The sequence below is a fragment of the Polaribacter sp. Q13 genome (assembly GCF_016858305.2).
Classification (GTDB): domain Bacteria; phylum Bacteroidota; class Bacteroidia; order Flavobacteriales; family Flavobacteriaceae; genus Polaribacter.
Map to the genome: position 1 here is coordinate 2,591,032 of NZ_CP074436.1, position 18,922 is coordinate 2,609,953.

The 18,922-nt window shown below is 32.1% G+C and carries 10 protein-coding genes and 1 tRNA gene; 2 read left to right on the plus strand and 9 right to left on the minus strand.

Features of this window, described 5'->3' with window-relative positions; translation table 11 throughout:
* Window positions 1–7: 7 nt before the first annotated feature.
* The 7 genes from JOP69_RS10790 to folB all read right to left on the minus strand — a co-directional run bounded on the left by JOP69_RS10790 (window position 8) and on the right by folB (window position 13,695).
* A complete protein-coding gene (locus JOP69_RS10790) occupies window positions 8–1,798 on the minus strand; it encodes a M1 family metallopeptidase (protein WP_252191230.1) in 1,791 nt (596 codons plus the stop codon).
* A 208-nt stretch (window positions 1,799–2,006) separates the two neighbouring features.
* A complete protein-coding gene (locus JOP69_RS10795; RefSeq protein ID WP_203392604.1) occupies window positions 2,007–3,638 on the minus strand; it encodes a S8 family peptidase in 1,632 nt (543 codons plus the stop codon).
* 4 nt (window positions 3,639–3,642) lie between these two features.
* The gene (locus tag JOP69_RS10800) at window positions 3,643–4,488 is read right to left on the minus strand and encodes an MBL fold metallo-hydrolase (RefSeq protein WP_203392605.1); all 846 of its coding nucleotides are present in this window, start codon (window positions 4,486–4,488) and stop codon (window positions 3,643–3,645) included.
* Between the two features lie 453 nt (window positions 4,489–4,941).
* Window positions 4,942–7,290, minus strand: a complete 2,349-nt coding sequence (gene pbpC, locus JOP69_RS10805) for a penicillin-binding protein 1C (protein ID WP_203392606.1) — start codon at window positions 7,288–7,290, stop codon at window positions 4,942–4,944.
* Between the two features lie 147 nt (window positions 7,291–7,437).
* The gene (locus JOP69_RS10810; RefSeq protein ID WP_203392607.1) at window positions 7,438–12,978 is read right to left on the minus strand and encodes an alpha-2-macroglobulin; all 5,541 of its coding nucleotides are present in this window, start codon (window positions 12,976–12,978) and stop codon (window positions 7,438–7,440) included.
* Between the two features lie 134 nt (window positions 12,979–13,112).
* A tRNA-Cys gene (locus JOP69_RS10815) sits at window positions 13,113–13,186 on the minus strand.
* 152 nt (window positions 13,187–13,338) lie between these two features.
* A complete protein-coding gene (folB, locus tag JOP69_RS10820; RefSeq protein ID WP_203392608.1) occupies window positions 13,339–13,695 on the minus strand; it encodes a dihydroneopterin aldolase in 357 nt (118 codons plus the stop codon).
* Between the two features lie 219 nt (window positions 13,696–13,914).
* Here folB and JOP69_RS10825 point away from each other — a divergent pair, with 219 nt between their 5' ends.
* A complete protein-coding gene (locus JOP69_RS10825) occupies window positions 13,915–15,600 on the plus strand; it encodes a glutamine--tRNA ligase/YqeY domain fusion protein (protein WP_203392609.1) in 1,686 nt (561 codons plus the stop codon).
* Window positions 15,601–15,798: 198 nt separating this feature from the next.
* Complete coding sequence (locus JOP69_RS10830) at window positions 15,799–16,101, plus strand: DUF6370 family protein (protein WP_203392610.1); 303 nt, start codon at window positions 15,799–15,801, stop codon at window positions 16,099–16,101.
* Window positions 16,102–16,344: 243 nt separating this feature from the next.
* Here JOP69_RS10830 and JOP69_RS10835 read toward each other — a convergent pair whose 3' ends face one another.
* Entirely contained in the window at window positions 16,345–17,385 is a 1,041-nt protein-coding gene (locus JOP69_RS10835; RefSeq protein ID WP_203392611.1) for an aldo/keto reductase, read from the minus strand.
* Between the two features lie 156 nt (window positions 17,386–17,541).
* Entirely contained in the window at window positions 17,542–18,729 is a 1,188-nt protein-coding gene (pgk, locus tag JOP69_RS10840; RefSeq protein WP_203392612.1) for a phosphoglycerate kinase, read from the minus strand.
* Window positions 18,730–18,922 lie beyond the last annotated feature (193 nt).

Genomic DNA, 18,922 nt, shown 5'->3' on the forward strand with positions numbered 1-18,922 from the left:
AAAACTCTTACTTTACTTCAAGTATATTGTTATCTAAATTAATGTCTGCCATTAATCCGCTTTTATCAATAATAACAGATTTTACAGCTTTAGAAACGGTAAAAGAATATGTTGGCATTGCCCAACCCCAATCTTTTAAAACGGTTGCAGTTGTTGGCTTATGACCTCTCATCATTTCTAAAGGAATATTAAAACTTTCTGTAGTTCCATCAACATAAACCACCTCAACATCCGTTGGCATTGGCATTTGCCCAATTCTTTCTAAAGTAATTGTTTTATTATCTACAGATTTTACACCATAATCTATAGTATGTGTAGTTTCTGTCCATTCATTTAAATACCAACTCAAATCTAATCCAGCAGTTTTTTCCATAGAGCGTTTAATGTCATTTGGTGTTGGATGTTTAAAACTAAAATCATTAAAATATTTCTTTAATCCGTTTGCTACATTTTCTTTACCAATAACATATTCTAATTGACTTAAGAAAATATTCCCTTTAGAATAACTCGCTGTACTGTATGCCCAATTTGTATTATATCTGTCTGCATGTGTAGATAAAGATTCTTCATATCCTTTTGCAACGATAGTTCTATAACCTCTATAAGAACCTGCATGTGGATTTTCTTTATTTTCTTTTAAAATTTCATTTTCTGCTTTGTTAGAAATATAGGTGGTAAAACCTTCATCCATCCAAGGATGCAAACTTTCGTTTGATGCTAACAAAAACTGAAACCAAGTGTGTGCCATCTCATGTGCTGTAACTCCAAATAGACTTCCAAATTTTCGTTGACCAGTAATTAAAGTAGACATTGCATATTCCATTCCGCCATCTCCACCTTGTATTACAGAGTATTGTTTATATGGATATTGCCCCACATTTTCACTATAATACGTCATCAACTCAGCAACTTTAGGTTGAAATTCTTTCCAATTTTTTAAATATGCTGCTTCTAAAGTTTTCTTGTACAAAAAGTGTAAATCGATTCCGTTTTCCATTTTTAATACATCGTGAATGTATTCTGGATCTGCAGCCCACATAAAATCGTGTACATTTGGTGATTTAAAATGCCATGTTAATTTATCGCCTTTAGGCAGGTTTAAATCTTTTGAATCATCTTGATAACCATGCCCAACTTCTTGTGGGTTTTGTATATTTCCAGAACCACCAACAGTATAATTTTTATCAATATGAATGGTTACATCAAAATCTCCCCAAACACCTTGAAACTCTCTTGCAATATAAGGTGGTGTGTGCCAACCCTGAAAATCGTATTCTGCTAATTTAGGATACCATTGCGCCATAGACAATGCTACTCCTTCTTTATTATTTCTTCCAGAACGACGAATTTGAACAGGAACCTGAGCATCAAAATTCATTTCTAAAGTAACCGATTCTCCAGATTTAATTGGTTTATTTAATTGTACTTCTAAAATAGTACCAACCGTTTCATGAGAAACTGCAACACCGTCTTGTTTTAAAGAGTTTACTTTAATGTATCCAATTTCATTGGAATTTAATTTACTAATTCTATCGCCTACTCTTCTGTCTGGGTCTTTAATATTTAAAGAGCGAACATCCATTTGAGAACCTGGCTGAAATGCATTAAAATACAAGTGATAGAATACTTTATCTAAATCGTCTGGAGAATTATTAGTGTATACTAATGTTTGTTTTCCTTTATATTGATATTTTTTTACATCTACATCAACATCCATCGTATAATCTACATGTTGTTGCCAATACGTTTCTTTAGACACCTTAGTGGTATCTTTTATAACCTTACAAGAGGTTAGCATGATTAGTGACAATCCTAAAAAGTAAATTTTCCTCATATTTATATTAATTAATGTTCAAAAAAAAAGCTATCTAAAAGGGAAGTTTTTTATCAATCTGAATTTATTTCAGATTCTTATGAAGATTGAACTTCAGTAAGTTGAGATACTAAAACAAGTTCAGTATAACAAGATTTAATCCTTTTTAGACAGCCTCTTTAAGTTTAATAATTTATTTTTTTCCGTTTACCATTCTATCTGCCATTTGTAAAGCATTGTAAGCATTTACAACTCTACCAGAAACAGATAAATCTGAAAAAGGAACTAACTCTCCTTTAGGGTTTTCTCTAGATTGAGATCCTGGTTTAATTACTTCTAAATTAATTTTAATTCCAGAATTCATTAAAATATGTTTTACCTGGCTTGCTGTTAATTTAGGATAGTAAGAACGTACTAAAGCAGCTACTCCTACTGCTGATGGTGCCGCCATAGATGTACCACTAAAATATTTATACTCGTTTTCTGGAGTTGTAGAATAAATTTGAACTCCTGGTGCAAAAACATCTACATTCTTTTTACCATAGTTAGAAAAATTAGCTGGTAACTTTTCGTTATAATTAGAACTCATTGCTCCAATTGTTAATACGTTATCAGAAACCTCTGTTACTAAATCTTTAGAATCGTTAGGGTAGGTTCTTTCTACATCAATATTTTTACCGTCGTTACCTGCTGCATTTATAATTAATACATCGTGTTTTGCTGCATATTTAATTGCATCGTATACCCATTCTTTATGAGGAGAATAGCCTTTACCAAAACTAGTGTTAATTACTTTTGCTCCGTTATCTACTGCATAACGTAAACCTAAAGCTACATCTTTATCATACTCATCTCCATCTGGCACAGAACGTACAGACATAATTTTTACATTATCTGCAACTCCATTCATTCCTTTTCCATTATTTCTTGATGCTCCAATTATTCCAGAAACATGCGTAGCATGTGCTTCACTTTTAATAGAAACGCCAGTATTTCCATTTCCATAACCCGGAGAATCATTAATATCTTCTGGGTTGTCTCCCTTTCTATAATTAGTATAATCGTTATTTAATAACGCAATAGATTTATCTAACTCTTTCTTAATTTCTTCTTGTGCTTGACTTAAAGAAGACAATCCAAAACCATACATCTGTTTTGCTATTGCAATACTTTGTAATAATGAAGGATCTTCTGTGGTTATTGCGGCTACATCTTTAGCGGTATAGTCTTCTTTTCCAATATGCTTTGCCAAACTTTCATTAGCTCCTTTTACGCCGATTAACATTTGCTCAAATCGAGTTTTTGTTTTTTCTGCGTTTCCAACTTTTACTTCGTGTGCTGCTTTAATTTCTGCAACAATTTCAGGACTTTCTAAAGAGGGATTGTGTAAAATTCTATCTGCTTCTAAATTTTCTTTATACGCATCTCCTAAAAAATTCCATCCATTAATATCATCTACATAACCATTCTTGTCATCATCAACTCCGTTTCCTGCAACTTCTTTTGTGTTTACCCAAGCAACATCTTTTAAATCTTCATGAGCTAAATCTGCACCAGAGTCTACAACCCCAACTACAACGGTTACACTCTTTTTACCTTTTAAGAAATCGTAGGCTTTGTCTACTGACATACCTGGAATAGAATCTTTTATTAAATCTAAATGCCCCCAACTGATTTTCTGTGCATCTGTTAATGGCGCTTTCTTAGCTACTGCCACTATTGCTACATCAGATCCCTGAGGAACCGGTATATTAGAAATTGTTTTACAACTTGTAAAAACAAGACCAGCAATTGCTGTATAAAAAATAGGTTTTAAAACTTTCATAATCTTAATTAAATATGTCTATAAATTTGTGTGTATTCTTTAATCTAACTCCTTTTTCTGTATGCTGTACTGTACAAACTTCATTGTATGCATCATGCTCTAAAAAAAGATAATATTCTTTATCTGCAGCTAAGTTTAAAAAGGCTGCCTTTTCTTTTAATGTTAACAAAGGTCTCGTGTCATACCCCATTACATAAGGCAAAGGTATATGACCAATTGTTGGTAACAAATCTGCCACAAAAACAATTGTTTTTCCTTGATATGTTAATTTAGGCAACATCTGTTTTTCTGTATGACCATCTACAAATAAAACATCAAAACCAATTTGATCGAAGGCATTGCTGTGAATAAAATTTAATTGTCCGCTTTCTTTAATCGGAATAATATTTTCTGTAAAAAAAGATGATTTTTCTCTAGGGTTTGGCTCTGTAGCCCATTTCCAATGTTTATCATTAGACCAAAACTTGGCGTTTTTAAAAGCGGGTTGTAAAATGGTTCTCTGCGCATTCCATTCTATAGCACCTCCACAATGATCAAAATGTAAATGCGTTAAAAAAACATCTGTAATATCATCTCTATGAAAACCATGTTTAGCCAAAGAAGTATCTACAGAGAAATCTCCAAAAAGGTAATAATAACTATAAAATTTGTTTGATTGTTTGGCTCCTAATCCGGTATCTACCAAAATTAAACGATCTCCATCTTCAATAAGCATACTACGCATGCTCATATCTATTAAGTTATTACTGTCTGCAGGGTTTGTTTTTTGCCAAATAGTTTTAGGCACAACACCAAACATTGCACCTCCATCTAATTTAAAATTACCAGTTTCTATAGGATATATCTTCATGCTGTATAAATTAAAATCATAAAATCGAGCATAAAAATACTCAATTATGATTCAATATATTCATAATACTTATTAAAAGTAAACAGAAAGCAAAGATGGAGAAAATAACATGGGTTTTTGTTAAGAAAAGTCTAAAGATTACCCATAAAAAAACATTATGAATTACAACTTGACTTTTTAGATGTCTTATTAAAATTTAGTTCACTTAAGAATTTAGCAAACCTTATTGTACCAAAAACAAAGACAACCAAGCCTAAAATAACAAATAACAATTGATTCTCAAAAATAGATTGATTGATTCCCTCGTTAGTTAGTGTTGAAGCTTGTAAAAAGATCATATAAATTAGTTTATTTTTGGTAATCAAAAATACAATTAACACCCATTTTAAAAATCTTTTTTCGATAAACTGCATTTTACTTAAGACGAATCACAAAAATACTTCTATAATTAAATTACTCTTTTACTATTATTTGTTGATGAATTTCATTTCCCAAATTATCTGTGGCAGAAATTAGATGAGTTCCTATACTTAAATTCACCCCAAATTCATGGATCTCATTTGTGCTACCTACATAAACGTTATCTACATACCAATACAAGATAGCCTCCTTATTTGCATGTGCTATTTTTAAAACCAGCTCATTTTTTTTTCCATCGAAATTTTTTGGTAAAAAAATAGTACTCTTTTCCGTTGGATAAATAAATTTCATCGCATTTTTTACTTCACCCAAACAATCATTTCTAAACTTTGGCAACGGTTTATAAAACGGATTTTTATCCTTATAATAGTATTCCATTAAAGGCGGCAAAACGAACCATGATTTTTGTTTGATATTTTCTAAACGCTCACAAGAAGTATTTACTTGATAATTTTCTGATGCATCTACATTTACCAAAACATGATACGGACAAGGTTTTGTCTTTAAACCAGCATTTTGAACAAATTCTAGTGTCTTTTCTTCACAATTTTCGGTTGCTCGGTAACCACTTTTAGCACAAATTTCTATTTCGGTCATTTCATCAAAAGGCTTCTCAAACCATTCTGAATTTGGCAACTTATCAAAAACATCAAATAAAATAGGTGCTGCAGCTTGCACACCAACCAAACCTGGTCTTCCTTCTCCATCTGCATTTCCAACCCAAACACCAACTACATAATCTTTTGTGGTTCCAATTGCCCAAGCGTCTCTAAACCCAAAACTTGTACCTGTTTTCCAAGCAATTTGTTTAGAAGAGTCAAAAAATGCCCAATTCTGATCTGCATTAGGTCTATTTACATCTTTTAAACTCTCTAAGGTGAGATAAATAGAAGCGGCATCAAAAATAATTTTTTCTGATGATTTTTCTCCGAAGTTTATTTTTTCATCCGCATAAAAAGTAGGTTCACAAAATTCGTTTTTAAAATACCTGCTAGAGTTTTCAGAATAATGATTTATCGTAGATGCCATTGATGCATAGCTTTTACACAAATCCCACAAATTACTTTCTGCACCACCTAAAGCCAATGTTAGCCCGTAATAATTAGGATCTTTCTTTAAATCTCTCAGTTTTAATTTTTGCAAATAATGATGAAATTTCTCCAAACCAAAATTTTGTAACATTCTTACCGTTGGCACATTTAAAGATCTAGACAACGCTAACTTTGCAGAAATTGCTCCTGAATACTTTTTGTTAAAATTTTCTGGATGATAACTCCCGAAGTTTGAAGGCACATCTGCAACCAACATATTTGGCAACAAATCTCCGCTATCTAACATGGCAGCGTACAAAAAGGGTTTTAGAATACTTCCGGTACTTCTTGGCTTATCTATAACATCTACGTCTTTTTGATTTTCTTTAGTAGTTTTAGAATTGCCAACATAGGTTAGAACCTTTCTATTTTTTACATCTAAAACCAAAACAGAAATATTAAATATCTCATTGTTTTTCAGTTTATTATAATAATTATTTACAATTAAATTTGTTTGAATTTGCAACCTTTTATTTATGGTCGTTTTTACAAATTCTCCATTATTTTTTTTATTGATTTTTTGTAATAAATGCGGTGTAATCTGTGGAAGTGCATACGGTTTTTGTGGTAATTCCTCTAAAACTGATAATTCATACGTTAAAGAATCTATGATATTTTTATTCAGTAACTTTTTTAACAATCGGTTTCTTTTTACCAATAATTTTTGTTGATTTTTCCCGGGATAAATCAAGTTTGGCGCATTGGGTAAAACGGCTAAAGTTGCAGATTCTGCCCAAGATAAATCTGATGCTTTTCTATTATAGTAGCGCCAAGAAGCAGCATCTAAACCTACAACATTTCCGCCGAAAGGCGCATTAGAACTCCAAAAGGTTATAATTTTTTCTTTAGATGCTCTAATTTCTAAACGTGTTGCTAAAATTAATTCTTTTACTTTCTCAAAATAGGTTCTAGATTTATTGTCTCTACTTAATCGAATAACTTGTTGTGTAATGGTACTTCCTCCTCTTTTTACACTTCCTGCTTGTAAATTTTGTTTTAAGGCTTTTAAAATAGAAACTGGATTAAACCCTGGATGCCCATAAAAATGCTCATCTTCAAACTGAATTAAACAGGTTTTAAATTTCTGAGGAACGGAGTCTTTATGCGGAAAACGCCATTGACCATCTTTTGCAATTAACGCGCCCAACAATTCATTATTATTACTCGTAATTACAGTTGATGTTGGCTTTGTAAATAATTGACTTGGTAAACAAAATGCATAAAAAATCAACAGAATAACAACCAATATTGTTTTCTTTTTATGACGTTTTATGTAGTTTGTTATTTTCAATTTTGATGTATTAAAAGTTTATTTTAGGTGTTCGAGTGTCATTTCGAAATGAGCCTTTTTAGGCAATTGAGAAATCTCATATTTATATTCTTCTCTTTATGAGATTTCTCCTATCGTCGAAATGACACTCTTTCTTTTGGAATTACGTTACTTCACCACTTCAATCCAACGTCCTTTTGTTCTAACTAAATAATCATGATCATACATCGCTTCTACTTGAATTCCTGGTAAATAATAAGCTCCTAAATACGCTGCATTCAATAATACAGTAAACGTTTTTGTTTCCGATTTGTTAGATTGACGTTCCAAATCAAAATAAAAATTAACACGATCATCTCTAATATCCGTATAACGAGCTTCACTTTTTGTAGTCGTTCCAAAATCTGTAAAACGGGTGTTCACAATTTCCCATCCTGATGGAAAAACTTGCGTTAACGCAATATCTTTAACCGTTTCATTTTTAGGATTGCTCACAATAATTTTTGCCACAAAATCTTGACCTTGTTTCAAATTATTAATATTTATAGCTTTTCCCTGTAAATCTAAATACTGAACAGACGTACTTAAACCTCTACTTTCCGAAATCTCATCACCCAGAGGCAACTGCCCTGAGTTGATAATTCTTGCAAAAACAACATTGTTATCCTCATTTTTTATAGTGATGGAGTTTGCTCCGTTTTTAACTTTAACAGTTCTTTGCACCATAGAACTTTGCGTATCTACAGCAACCGTTTTCCCTCCGTTCGTGTACTTTAAGTTGATGGCTTTCCCTCCGTTTTTAACCACCATCTTACCAATAGCTAACAAACTATATGCAGTAGATTGTGTGCTCATCCATCTACTGCTAGACAATTCTTTTGCAATAGATTTCGCTACCTCTTTAATGTCTTTATGATCGGTAATTAACATGGTTTCTAAAGCCATTGCTCGGTTTCTATCTACAGAACCGTAAGAATAATAATTATATTTAGAGGTTGTAAAGTTGATGTTTGCCGTACTCATAATTTCTAAACTTGCTTCTTTTTGTCCTGCCAAAGCATACGCTGCAGCCAAACGCCATTTTGCGTCGTTAGAAATTTGTTTAAACTCGCGCATTCTGTTCATCGCAGACAAATCTGGACTGCCAGCCAAAGCCAACGTATATAAACGATAAGCTTGTGCTAAATCTGTATAATTATTTCTGTAATTTGGTCTCCAATTTCTTGCAGCATTTTTCTGATATCTGATAAAATCGCTCTTAAAAGTTAACGGTAAAACAAATCCTTTTTTAGCAGCTTCTAACATAAAATGACCTGCATAGGTGGTTCCCCAATCGCTCGTGTAATTTTCTCCAAGCCAATAACTCAAACCTCCATTTGCTTGCTGAAAATTCCCTAATCTTTTAATTCCGTTTTCTATATTTTCTTGAATCTGACGTTTTTTATCCGACGTTAAGTCGAAAATATCATTCAAAAATAATTGCGGAAAAACACTCGAAGTCGTTTGTTCTACACAACCATGCGGATACCGAATTAGATACTCTAATCTTCCAGAAAAATTAATTGGAGGAATGGTAGATAATTCTAACATGGCTGTATTAGAACCTTCTACTCCAAACGTATTAAAGTTGATATCTTGCGATTCTTTTCCTTTAATTGTTGCATCAACAATCTTAGACGTAATTGGGTTTGGGTTTACAACATCTAACTCTACTTTATAAGATGCTTTTTCTCCGTTTCCGGATGCAATAATTTCAACAGTATTGATGCCGTTTGCTTTTAAAACATCCATTTCAAAATACACCATTTTTTCATCTGGTTTCTCAAAATTAAGTTTTTGAATCTTGTTGCCGATAACAGCAATTCCGTTAGACGTTTTTACCTGTACGGTTACATTTTTTACTTTTTTATCCATTGCAAAAATGGTAATTGGCAACGTAACTTTTTCTTTTGGCGATAATTTTCTTGGCAACGTAGCCAACACCATCAAAGGCTTTTTAACAGGAACTGCTTTTTCTGCATTTCCAAAAGCTTCATTAGTAACATCACCCGCAACCACCATGGTTCTTACAGAGCCAATATAATTTGGTAACGTAATTTTATGTGATGCTGTTTTTCCTTTTTTAAGATAAAACGGACCAATAAATTTTACAACTGGTTTAAATCTGTTGGCTTTTCTATTTTTTGCAGCAGCAGCACTTCCATCTCCACCAATGGCAAAAACTTGATCTACACTACCCGAATACGCACCAATTACATCATCAAAAATATCCCACGTTTTTACACCTAAAGCTTCTCTTGCATAGAAAACATCAAAGGCATTTGGCGTTTTAAAGCGTGTTAAATCTAATAGACCTTCTTCTACGACCGCCAAAGTATAGGTCATGGCTTTGTTGTCTTTTTCTGAAATATTTACAACAAATTCCTTTTCTGGTTGCAACTCATCTGGCATTGAAATTTGAGGCTCTAACTTGGTATTTTTATCTTCTACTAAAAGTGGAATTACACCAAACAACCTTAAAGGCAAATCGTTTTCTGAGACATGGTGCGGTTGTAATAATGAAATATTTACAAACACATTCGGCGCCATATTTTTGTTAATAGGAATTTCTACAGAAGTTGTTCCTTTCGTTGTTTTTACCCATTTGGTTTCTAAAACTTTTGTACCATTTTCTATACTTATTAAAGCATGTCCCTCACTACCAGAAGGGAATGTAATTTTAGCAGTTTCACCAACATTGTATTTTTCTTTATCTGCGGAAAAAACCAACATTTTAGCAGCTTCTTTATCTCCAGAAGTAGCATTTTGCCACCAATTTTTATAGAAATAAGCCGTTCTACCTGTTGCGTGTCCACTTTTTTCATCAATTACTCTAATAAAAAAACGACCTCTATCTCCTTCTGGAATATTCAAATTAAAACTTCCTTTCCCTTTAGAGTTCGTGCTAATTTTTAAAGTTTTGTATGGTTTCTTATAACTACTAGAAGTATATCTCGACAAGTTATCATCTGAAGAACTCCACCACCAACGCCATTCAATTTTATAAACTTCTACCTCTATTTCATCTCTTTTAACTGGACTTCCTTTTTCATCAACCGAAACCACAGAAAAAGACTGATTTTCATCTGTAAAAAAAGAACCATATCTATTTCCTTCTGGAGATTTTAACCCTACAAAAGAGGTAAATGGTGCATATTTTTTAGTAAAAGCATCTATAGAAAAATCACCTCCGTTTTCAAAAGCTCTTACCAAAAATTGAACGTTTAACATACCCGGAGCATTTTTACCAATAGTTAATTTACTATCAATTTTTGCCATTCCGTTTTCATCTAACTTCCCATCAAAAATATTTATTTCTTCGGATGAAAACTCTCTTGATGGATCTGTAAAAACGTAATTCTTATAATCTTTAAAACCATAATTTGCCGTAGAAACTTTTGCTTTAATTTCTGCTTTAAGATTTTTCGCTGGTGTTCCGTGCAACCATTTTACATCTAAAGTTCCGTTAATGGGTTTGTTGCTAGCCAAAACCTCATCATTAAAATCTACTTTAATTTTTAACCGATTTGGTTTTACTGTTTCTATTTTTAAAGACTTGTAAAATTTTGCGCCACCTACAGAAATTTTAGCATTGTAGTTTCCTGTTTTTGCTTCTTGAGTAGTTGAAAAAGTAAACTTGTAAAAATTATTTAAGTTTTCTGATGTTACTTTTTTGTATACTAATTTACCACTCGGGTCTGTAACTTCTAATTTTACAGGATGATTTTTTGGTAATTTGTTATCTGCATCATTCAACAAGAACGTTAAATACACATTATCGCCTGGGCGCCAAACTCCGCGTTCCCCATAAATATATCCTTTTAAGCCTTTTTCGGTTTTACTTCCGGAAACATCAAACTTACTTAAAGACAAAGAATTCCCGTCGAACAATCTAATGTACCCTTTATTATTTCCTTTAGAAACCACCGCAAAAGCGGCACTTTTAGAGGTCTCAATATTTGCAAACCCTTCTGCATCTGTTTTAGTGGATACAATTTCTTGTTGCTGAAAATCAAATAATTTAATAGTAGCTCCTGCTTGCGGTTTGGTATCTAAAATATTAGTTACGGCAAAGAAATAAGAATTATTTTCACCTTTTTTGGCGATAATACCCAAATTAGAAGCTAATAAATTCTGAGTTACTTCTTTATAGTAATAATAAGAATCTGAACAAGGATTGTCTCTTTCTCGCCAGTTATAATTACGGTCTTTATAATCGTATAATTTGTTATCCCAATACAACTCTTCCCTTGCTTCTTCGTCCTCAACTTTACTTAAATCGTCATATGTTTCCTCTTCAAACTCTGAGTTTACAGCTTGATTTTCTGAACATTCATAAAATGCTTGATTTTTATTATAACTCAATTCTATTCTATAAATAGCCCCCGGTTCTGCGTCCATCAATTTAGCCAAATCTACACTATACGCTTTCCATTTTTGTGTATTATTTACTTTGTTATCAATTAATGTAATCGTTTTCTTTACAATACGTCTACCAACGCGTTTAATTTGATATTCATTATTACTGTTCATGCTATTTTCTTGCAAAAACTGCAACACATTATCTTCGTAAATTTTTATGACTCTAACCGTTACTTCTTTTACATTGATCGCTTCAAAATTGAACTTTAAGTCTTTAGAATTTGGTAAAATAGTTCCGCTACTTATTGCTCTAATTTGTGGTTTTTTCTGCTCGAAAGTAATGGTTTCTTTAAAAGCATCTTTTAATTTATAGTTATCAGAATTTTTAATTCCCTGAAAAACAGAAACCAAAACATCTCCTTGAAACTTATTTTCTGAGAACACTTTTAACTCGTTTCCGTTGACAATAAAACGTGGTTTTTTTTCATTTTTGATGGTTACCAGACCGTCAAAATTTTGTTGTTTTTTAAGTTGATCAGAAAAGTTGATAGAAATATACTGTTCAGAAGTATTATTTACTTTTAGACTGAGAACTTTAAAATTGTTTTTACCCGGAATTAAAACTTCATTTTCACCTTTAGACTCCGCATTTATTGCTTTTCCATCCCAAGAAATAGCTAATTGAGTGTCTTCTACAAAACGCTGAACACTATCTATTTTGAACTCAAAAACTTTACCTTTCTCATAAGATTCATTCCAAACGATATTTTTTGATGTTCCGTTTTGAGAAGCATTCAGTAACTTTTTAGCATTTTCTAATGAAATTACATCCGCAGATTTTACAACTCCTTCTAAATATTGATATTCTTTAGAATACGATTGTAAATTATTTGTCTGAATATTAAAATTAGGTGCAATTGTTTTAAACTGAAAAGTGTAATCTTCAAAATTTTGAGGAGTATCTTTATAAATTTCTTTCAAATCTATATTAACAGTATATTCTGTATCTGAATCTAAGATTTCATCTGGTATAAATACAAAAGCATGTTTATTTACCGTTTTAACGGTACCACTTACATGCGGTTTCACAGAAATAATTTCAGTTGAAATTTCTTGGTTTGCTTCCCAACCTGTAACTTCTTTGGCTAAATTTATTTCTATATTACTAGCTACCGAAACTACTCCGGAGGTAGTATAACTTATATATTCTTTAAACTTAAAAATGTTATCTGTTTTAATTTCTTCCTTTTTACAAGAGAAAATTAACAGCAAAATTGAGATTGTTAAAAGTAAATTTTTCTTTTTCATAATAATAGTATTTATAAATACAGCTCAAAAATAATAATTTATGTTAGTCTTAGGGTTACCATTTAGTATTCGCTATGGTTTATTTAGTATTCGTAGAAAATAAAAAAAACCCCAATCTAAAAGAATGAGGTTTTTGGAGGTGTCTAGCGGATTCGAACCGCTGTACATGGTTTTGCAAACCATTGCCTAGCCACTCGGCCAAGACACCTTTTATCTTAAAGCAAGATCTAAAATCTATTTTTAAGGATTGCAAATTTACGCAAATTTACAAAGATTACAAGTATTTTTTTTAATTAATACTCAAAACAAATAAATTTTAAGATTTTAAAACAAGTTAGCCTCTTTTTATCTGCGTAGAATTTATCTTTTTTCTGTAAGAATAATTACTACTTCTTCTACATTTCCACCGATTGGCGGATTAATCTTAGCTACAGAAACCTTCGCTTTTTTTACTCTAGAAATTTCTTTAAATATTCTATTTAAGATTCTCTGTGCCACTTCTTCTAAAAGTTTAGAACGAATGGCCATTTCTTCTTTTACAATACGGTTTAAGTGCACATAATCTACGGTGTCTTCCAATTCATCTGTTCTAGATGATTTTTTTAAATTTGCCTTAATTTCTACATCAACGCTATATTCGCTTCCTATTTTGGCTTCTTCGTCTAAACATCCATGAAAAGCATAGAGTTTTATGTTGTTTACTTGTATTATTCCCATTTTTGTAATTTAAAAGAACAAATATAGCGTTATTAACCGATTTTTATAGACTTTCTACTACTTGTGTTAGTGATTGAAACGGCAGCTTTTTTATCGTTTTTTTTCTAAAACGATAAAAAACTACAGTGGAAAGCACGACCCGTAGGGAAACACCCAAAAAAAGCATTTAAAAATGAGTTATTTTACGTAATTTTGGTGCTTAATTTTGTACCGAAACAGATGTCTGAAGAGAAAAAATCGCTCAATTTTTTAGAGCATATTATTGAAGAGGATTTAACAAACGGAATGCCAAAAGAAAATTTACGTTTTCGTTTTCCGCCAGAACCAAATGGGTATTTGCACATTGGTCACACAAAAGCAATCGGAATTAGTTTCGGTTTGGGTGAGACTTATAATGCGCCTGTAAATTTGCGTTTTGATGATACAAATCCAGCAAAAGAAGAACAAGAATATGTAGATGCAATTAAGAAAGATATTTCTTGGTTGGGCTATTCTTGGGCAAATGAGTGTTATTCATCAGACTATTTTCAGCAATTGTTCGATTGGGCAGTTTTGTTGATAAAAGATGGTAAAGCGTATGTAGATTCTCAATCTTCGGAAGATATGAGAACGCAAAAAGGGACGCCAACTCAGGTGGGTACCAATAGTCCTTTTAGAAACAGATCTGTTGAAGAAAACTTGGAATTATTCCAGGGAATGAAAGATGGAAAATTTAAGGAAGGGGAACATACCTTGCGTGCAAAAATTGACATGGAAAGCCCAAATATGTTAATGCGTGATCCTTTAATGTACAGAATTATGTATAAAGATCACCATAGAACTGGTTCTGATTGGTGTATTTACCCAATGTACGATTGGACGCATGGTGAGAGTGATTATATTGAGCAAATATCTCATTCTTTGTGTTCTTTAGAGTTTAAACCTCACAGAGAATTGTACAATTGGTTTAGAGATAATGTATACGATTTTAGCAAATCGGAATATCCAAATCCACCAAAACAACGTGAATTTTCTCGTTTGAATTTGAGTTACACCATAATGAGTAAACGTAAGTTGCTAACTTTGGTTGAAAAAGGAATTGTTGCTGGTTGGGACGACCCAAGAATGCCTACAATTTCTGGCTTAAGAAGACGTGGTTATACTCCGGAATCTATTAAGAGTTTTATTGAAACTGTTGGTGTTTCTAAACGTGAAAACGTAATTGATGTAGCACTTTTAGAATTTAAAATTCGTGAGGATTTAAATAAAACTGCCAAAAGAGTTATGGGAGTTTTAGATCCTGTAAAAGTGGTAATTACCAATTATCCGGAAGGAAAAGAGGAAATGTTAGATGCTAGTTATAACGACTACGAAGATGGTTTTGGTAGTAGAGAGGTTCCTTTTTCTAGAGAGATTTATATAGAACGTGAGGATTTTAGAGAGGAAGCGAATAAGAAATTCTTTCGTTTAAAATTAGGTAAAGAAGTACGTTTAAAAAATGCATACTTTATTACTGCAACTAGTTGTACTAAAGATGCAGACGGAAATATTACAGAAATACAATGTACGTATGATCCGTTAACAAAATCTGGAATGGACACCGAAGAAAGCAAGCGTAAAGTGAAAGGTACTTTGCATTGGGTTTCTGTAAAACATGCTGTAAAAGCAGAAGTAAGAGCTTATGACAGATTGTTTTTAGATGAAGCGCCAGATAGCCATAAAGACAAGGATTTTATGGAATTTATAAACCCTAATTCTTTAGAAGTTATTACTGCTTTTGTAGAACCGAGTTTACAAACAGCTACCATTGGCGAACGTTTTCAGTTTCAGCGAATGGGCTATTTTAATGTTGATAATGACGCTACTGAAAACAATTTAGTTTTTAACAAGATTGTTGGCTTAAGAGATTCTTGGGGAGGGAAATAAAATTTTAGTAGGCAGTCTCAGTGGGCAGACTCAGTTATCACTGTTTTGTTTAAATAGTTTTCAGTGGCAGTCGCGGTATTCAGTTATCACTGTTACTTGTAGTTAGTTGGCAGTTTCAGTCTCAGTATTCAGTGATCACTGTTGTGTTAAAAGGTGGATCTGAGCAGTTCTCACTGTAATGTTTTAAATTTTATAATGATGAAAAAAATAATTGTTTTAAGTTTATTAATATTCGCTTCTTGTGCTAATAAGAAAGAAGTAAAACATGTTGCAGAAATTTCTTGTGGCCAATGTCAGCTTAATTTAGAATCTGAAGCTGGATGTAGTTTAGCTGTTCGGTTTGATGACAAAGCATATTTTGTAGATGGTTTTGGCATTGATGATTTTGGCGATGCGCATGATAAACATATTGGCTTTTGTAATGTAATTAGAAAGGCAGAGATTGTAGGTTTTGTAGAAGATGTACGTTTTGTAGCGAGTTCTATTGAATTGGTTAAGTAAAAGAACCAAGATTTTTAGAATCAAGACGTAAAAAATAGATTTCTACTTTCGTAGGAATAAAAACAAAAAAATCCGATGAAAAATTTTTCATCGGATTTTTTTGTCAATCTGAATTTATTTAAGATGCTGTATGATTATTTAAGTTCTGTAAATTGAGATGCTGAAACAAGTTCAGCATGACAGGTTTTTTTATACTTCAAACTGAAGACTGCCTACTGAAGACTAATAAACTGCATACTAATTTTAAGGTGCCGGATTCGGAATTAACTTATGAATTGCTTCTATTTCTTGTAAAATTTCATCAGATAAATCAATATTGATACTTCCTATATTCTCTTTTAACTGACTCATTTTTGTTGCGCCAATAATATTACTCGTAACAAATGGTAACTGATTTATGTACGCTAAAGACAACTCTGTTAAAGTCATACCATTTTTAATAGCAAGAGCTTCATAAGCTAAAACTGCTTCATCAACTAAATCTGTCTGATATCTTGTAATGTAATTGGGAAACAATATACCTCTTGCATCGGCAGGCTTTTGTCCTCTTAAATATTTACCCGTTAAAACCCCTTGCGCTAATGGAGAATAGGCCAATAAACCAATATTCTCTCTCATAGAAACTTCAGACATACCGTATTCATAACCACGGTGCACTAAAGAATAAGAATTTTGAATGGTTGCCATTCTTGGTAAATTCATTTCTTTGGCTGCTTGTAAATACTGCATGGTTCCCCAAGGAGTTTCATTAGACAAACCAATTTGTCTTATTTTCCCTTGTTTTATTAATGCATCTAAAGTTTCTAAAATCTCTACATGGTTTTCTGCTTCTTTTTTTGAAGTCTTATAAGGGTAATCTCTTGTTCCAAAAGTATTAACACCTCTTTCTGGCCAATGCAACTGATATAAATCTATATAATCTGTTTGTAACCTTTTAAGACTACCTTCTACCGCTTCAATAATTGCTTCTTTTTCAAATCCGTTTGTTCTTATATGAGCTGTATAATCACCAGAACCAGCAATTTTACTTGCTAAAACAACTTTATCTCTATTTCCTGTTTTTTTTAACCAGTTTCCAATAATAGTTTCTGTGGTTCCGTATGTTTCAGGCCTTGCAGGAACAGCATATAATTCTGCCGTATCAAAAAAGTTTACACCTTGTTCTAAAGCATTATCCATTTGCTCGAAACCTTCTTCTTGTGTGTTTTGTTTTCCCCAAGTCATGGTTCCTAAACAAATCTTAGAAACTTTAATATCTGTATTTGGTAATTTTGTGTATTTCATATATAAATGAAGTGTAATTGTGTAAATGTTTAATCGTGTAATTGTAAAAAAACTGACCGCTAAATTATAAACTAATACTTTAACCAAAAAATAAAGCGTGTAATTTTTAAATTACACGCTTATTTATAAATATTATTTTTATTAAGTAATGAGAGCTTATTTCAAAATAGCTTCAATACCTGGTAAAGTTTTACCTTCTAACATTTCTAACATTGCTCCACCACCGGTAGAAACATAACTTACTTTATCTGCAAAACCAAATTGTTTTACAGCAGCAACAGAATCTCCACCACCAACTAAAGAGAATGCTCCGTTTTTGGTTGCTTTGTCTATAGAATGACCTAATGCAATTGTTCCTCCTGCAAAAGATGCCATTTCAAAAACACCTAAAGGACCATTCCATAAAATAGTTTTACACTTGTTAACTACCGTATCAAAAATTGCTTGAGATTTTGGTCCCGCATCAACTCCTTCCCAACCATCAGGAATTGCATTAATATCGCAAATTTGTGTGTTTGCATCGTTAGAAAAATCATCTGCAGCAATCACATCTACAGGAATATGAACTTCTACTCCTTTTTCTTTTGCTTGCTTTAAGATATCTAAAGCCAATTCCATTTTATCATCTTCACAGATAGAGTTTCCAATTTTACCTCCTTGTGCTTTAATAAAAGTAAAACTCATTCCACCACCAATAATTAAGTGATCTACTTTGTCTAAAATATTTTCAATTACTGTAATTTTAGAAGATACTTTTGCACCACCTAAGATTGCTAAAACTGGTTTTTCAGAATTATTTAATACTTTATCTATACTTTCTATTTCTCTTGCTAATAAGTTTCCAAAACATTTATTTTCAGGGAAAAATTGAGCAATAATTGTTGTTGATGCATGTGCTCTGTGCGCAGTACCAAAAGCATCATTTACATAAATATCACCAAATTTCGATAATTTTTCTGCAAAAGCAACATCTCCTTTTTTCTCTTCTTCATAAAAACGTAAGTTTTCTAATAATAAGATTTCTCCAGATTGTAAATTTGCAACAGCTTCTTCTACTTTATCACCAATACAATCTGCAACAAACTTTACTTTAACTCCTAAAATCTCAGTTGCTGTGTCTACAATATGTCCTAAAGAAAATTCATCTTGAAATCCTTTTGGACGCCCTAAATGTGACATTAAAATACAGCTTCCTTCTTGCTCTAAAATATCTATAATTGTAGATTTTGCCGCTTGAATTCTTGTAGCATCTGTTACTTCTAATTTATCATTTAAAGGCACATTAAAATCTACACGAATTAACGCTTTCTTATTCTTGAAATTAAAATCTTTTAGTGTTTTCATCTTTTATTAATCTATTTTCAACAAAAATACCGCTTTCTTTAGTTTTTAGGAAATTGAAACCTAAAAAGTTAAGTTAACGTTTGCGTAAGGGTAATAATAGTAAAAATTACAGTTTAAATTAAGCGAAATGTCTGCTTGAGTAAAGTTGGAATCTATTTATTTACAAATAAATAATTCTCGACAATACTGAACC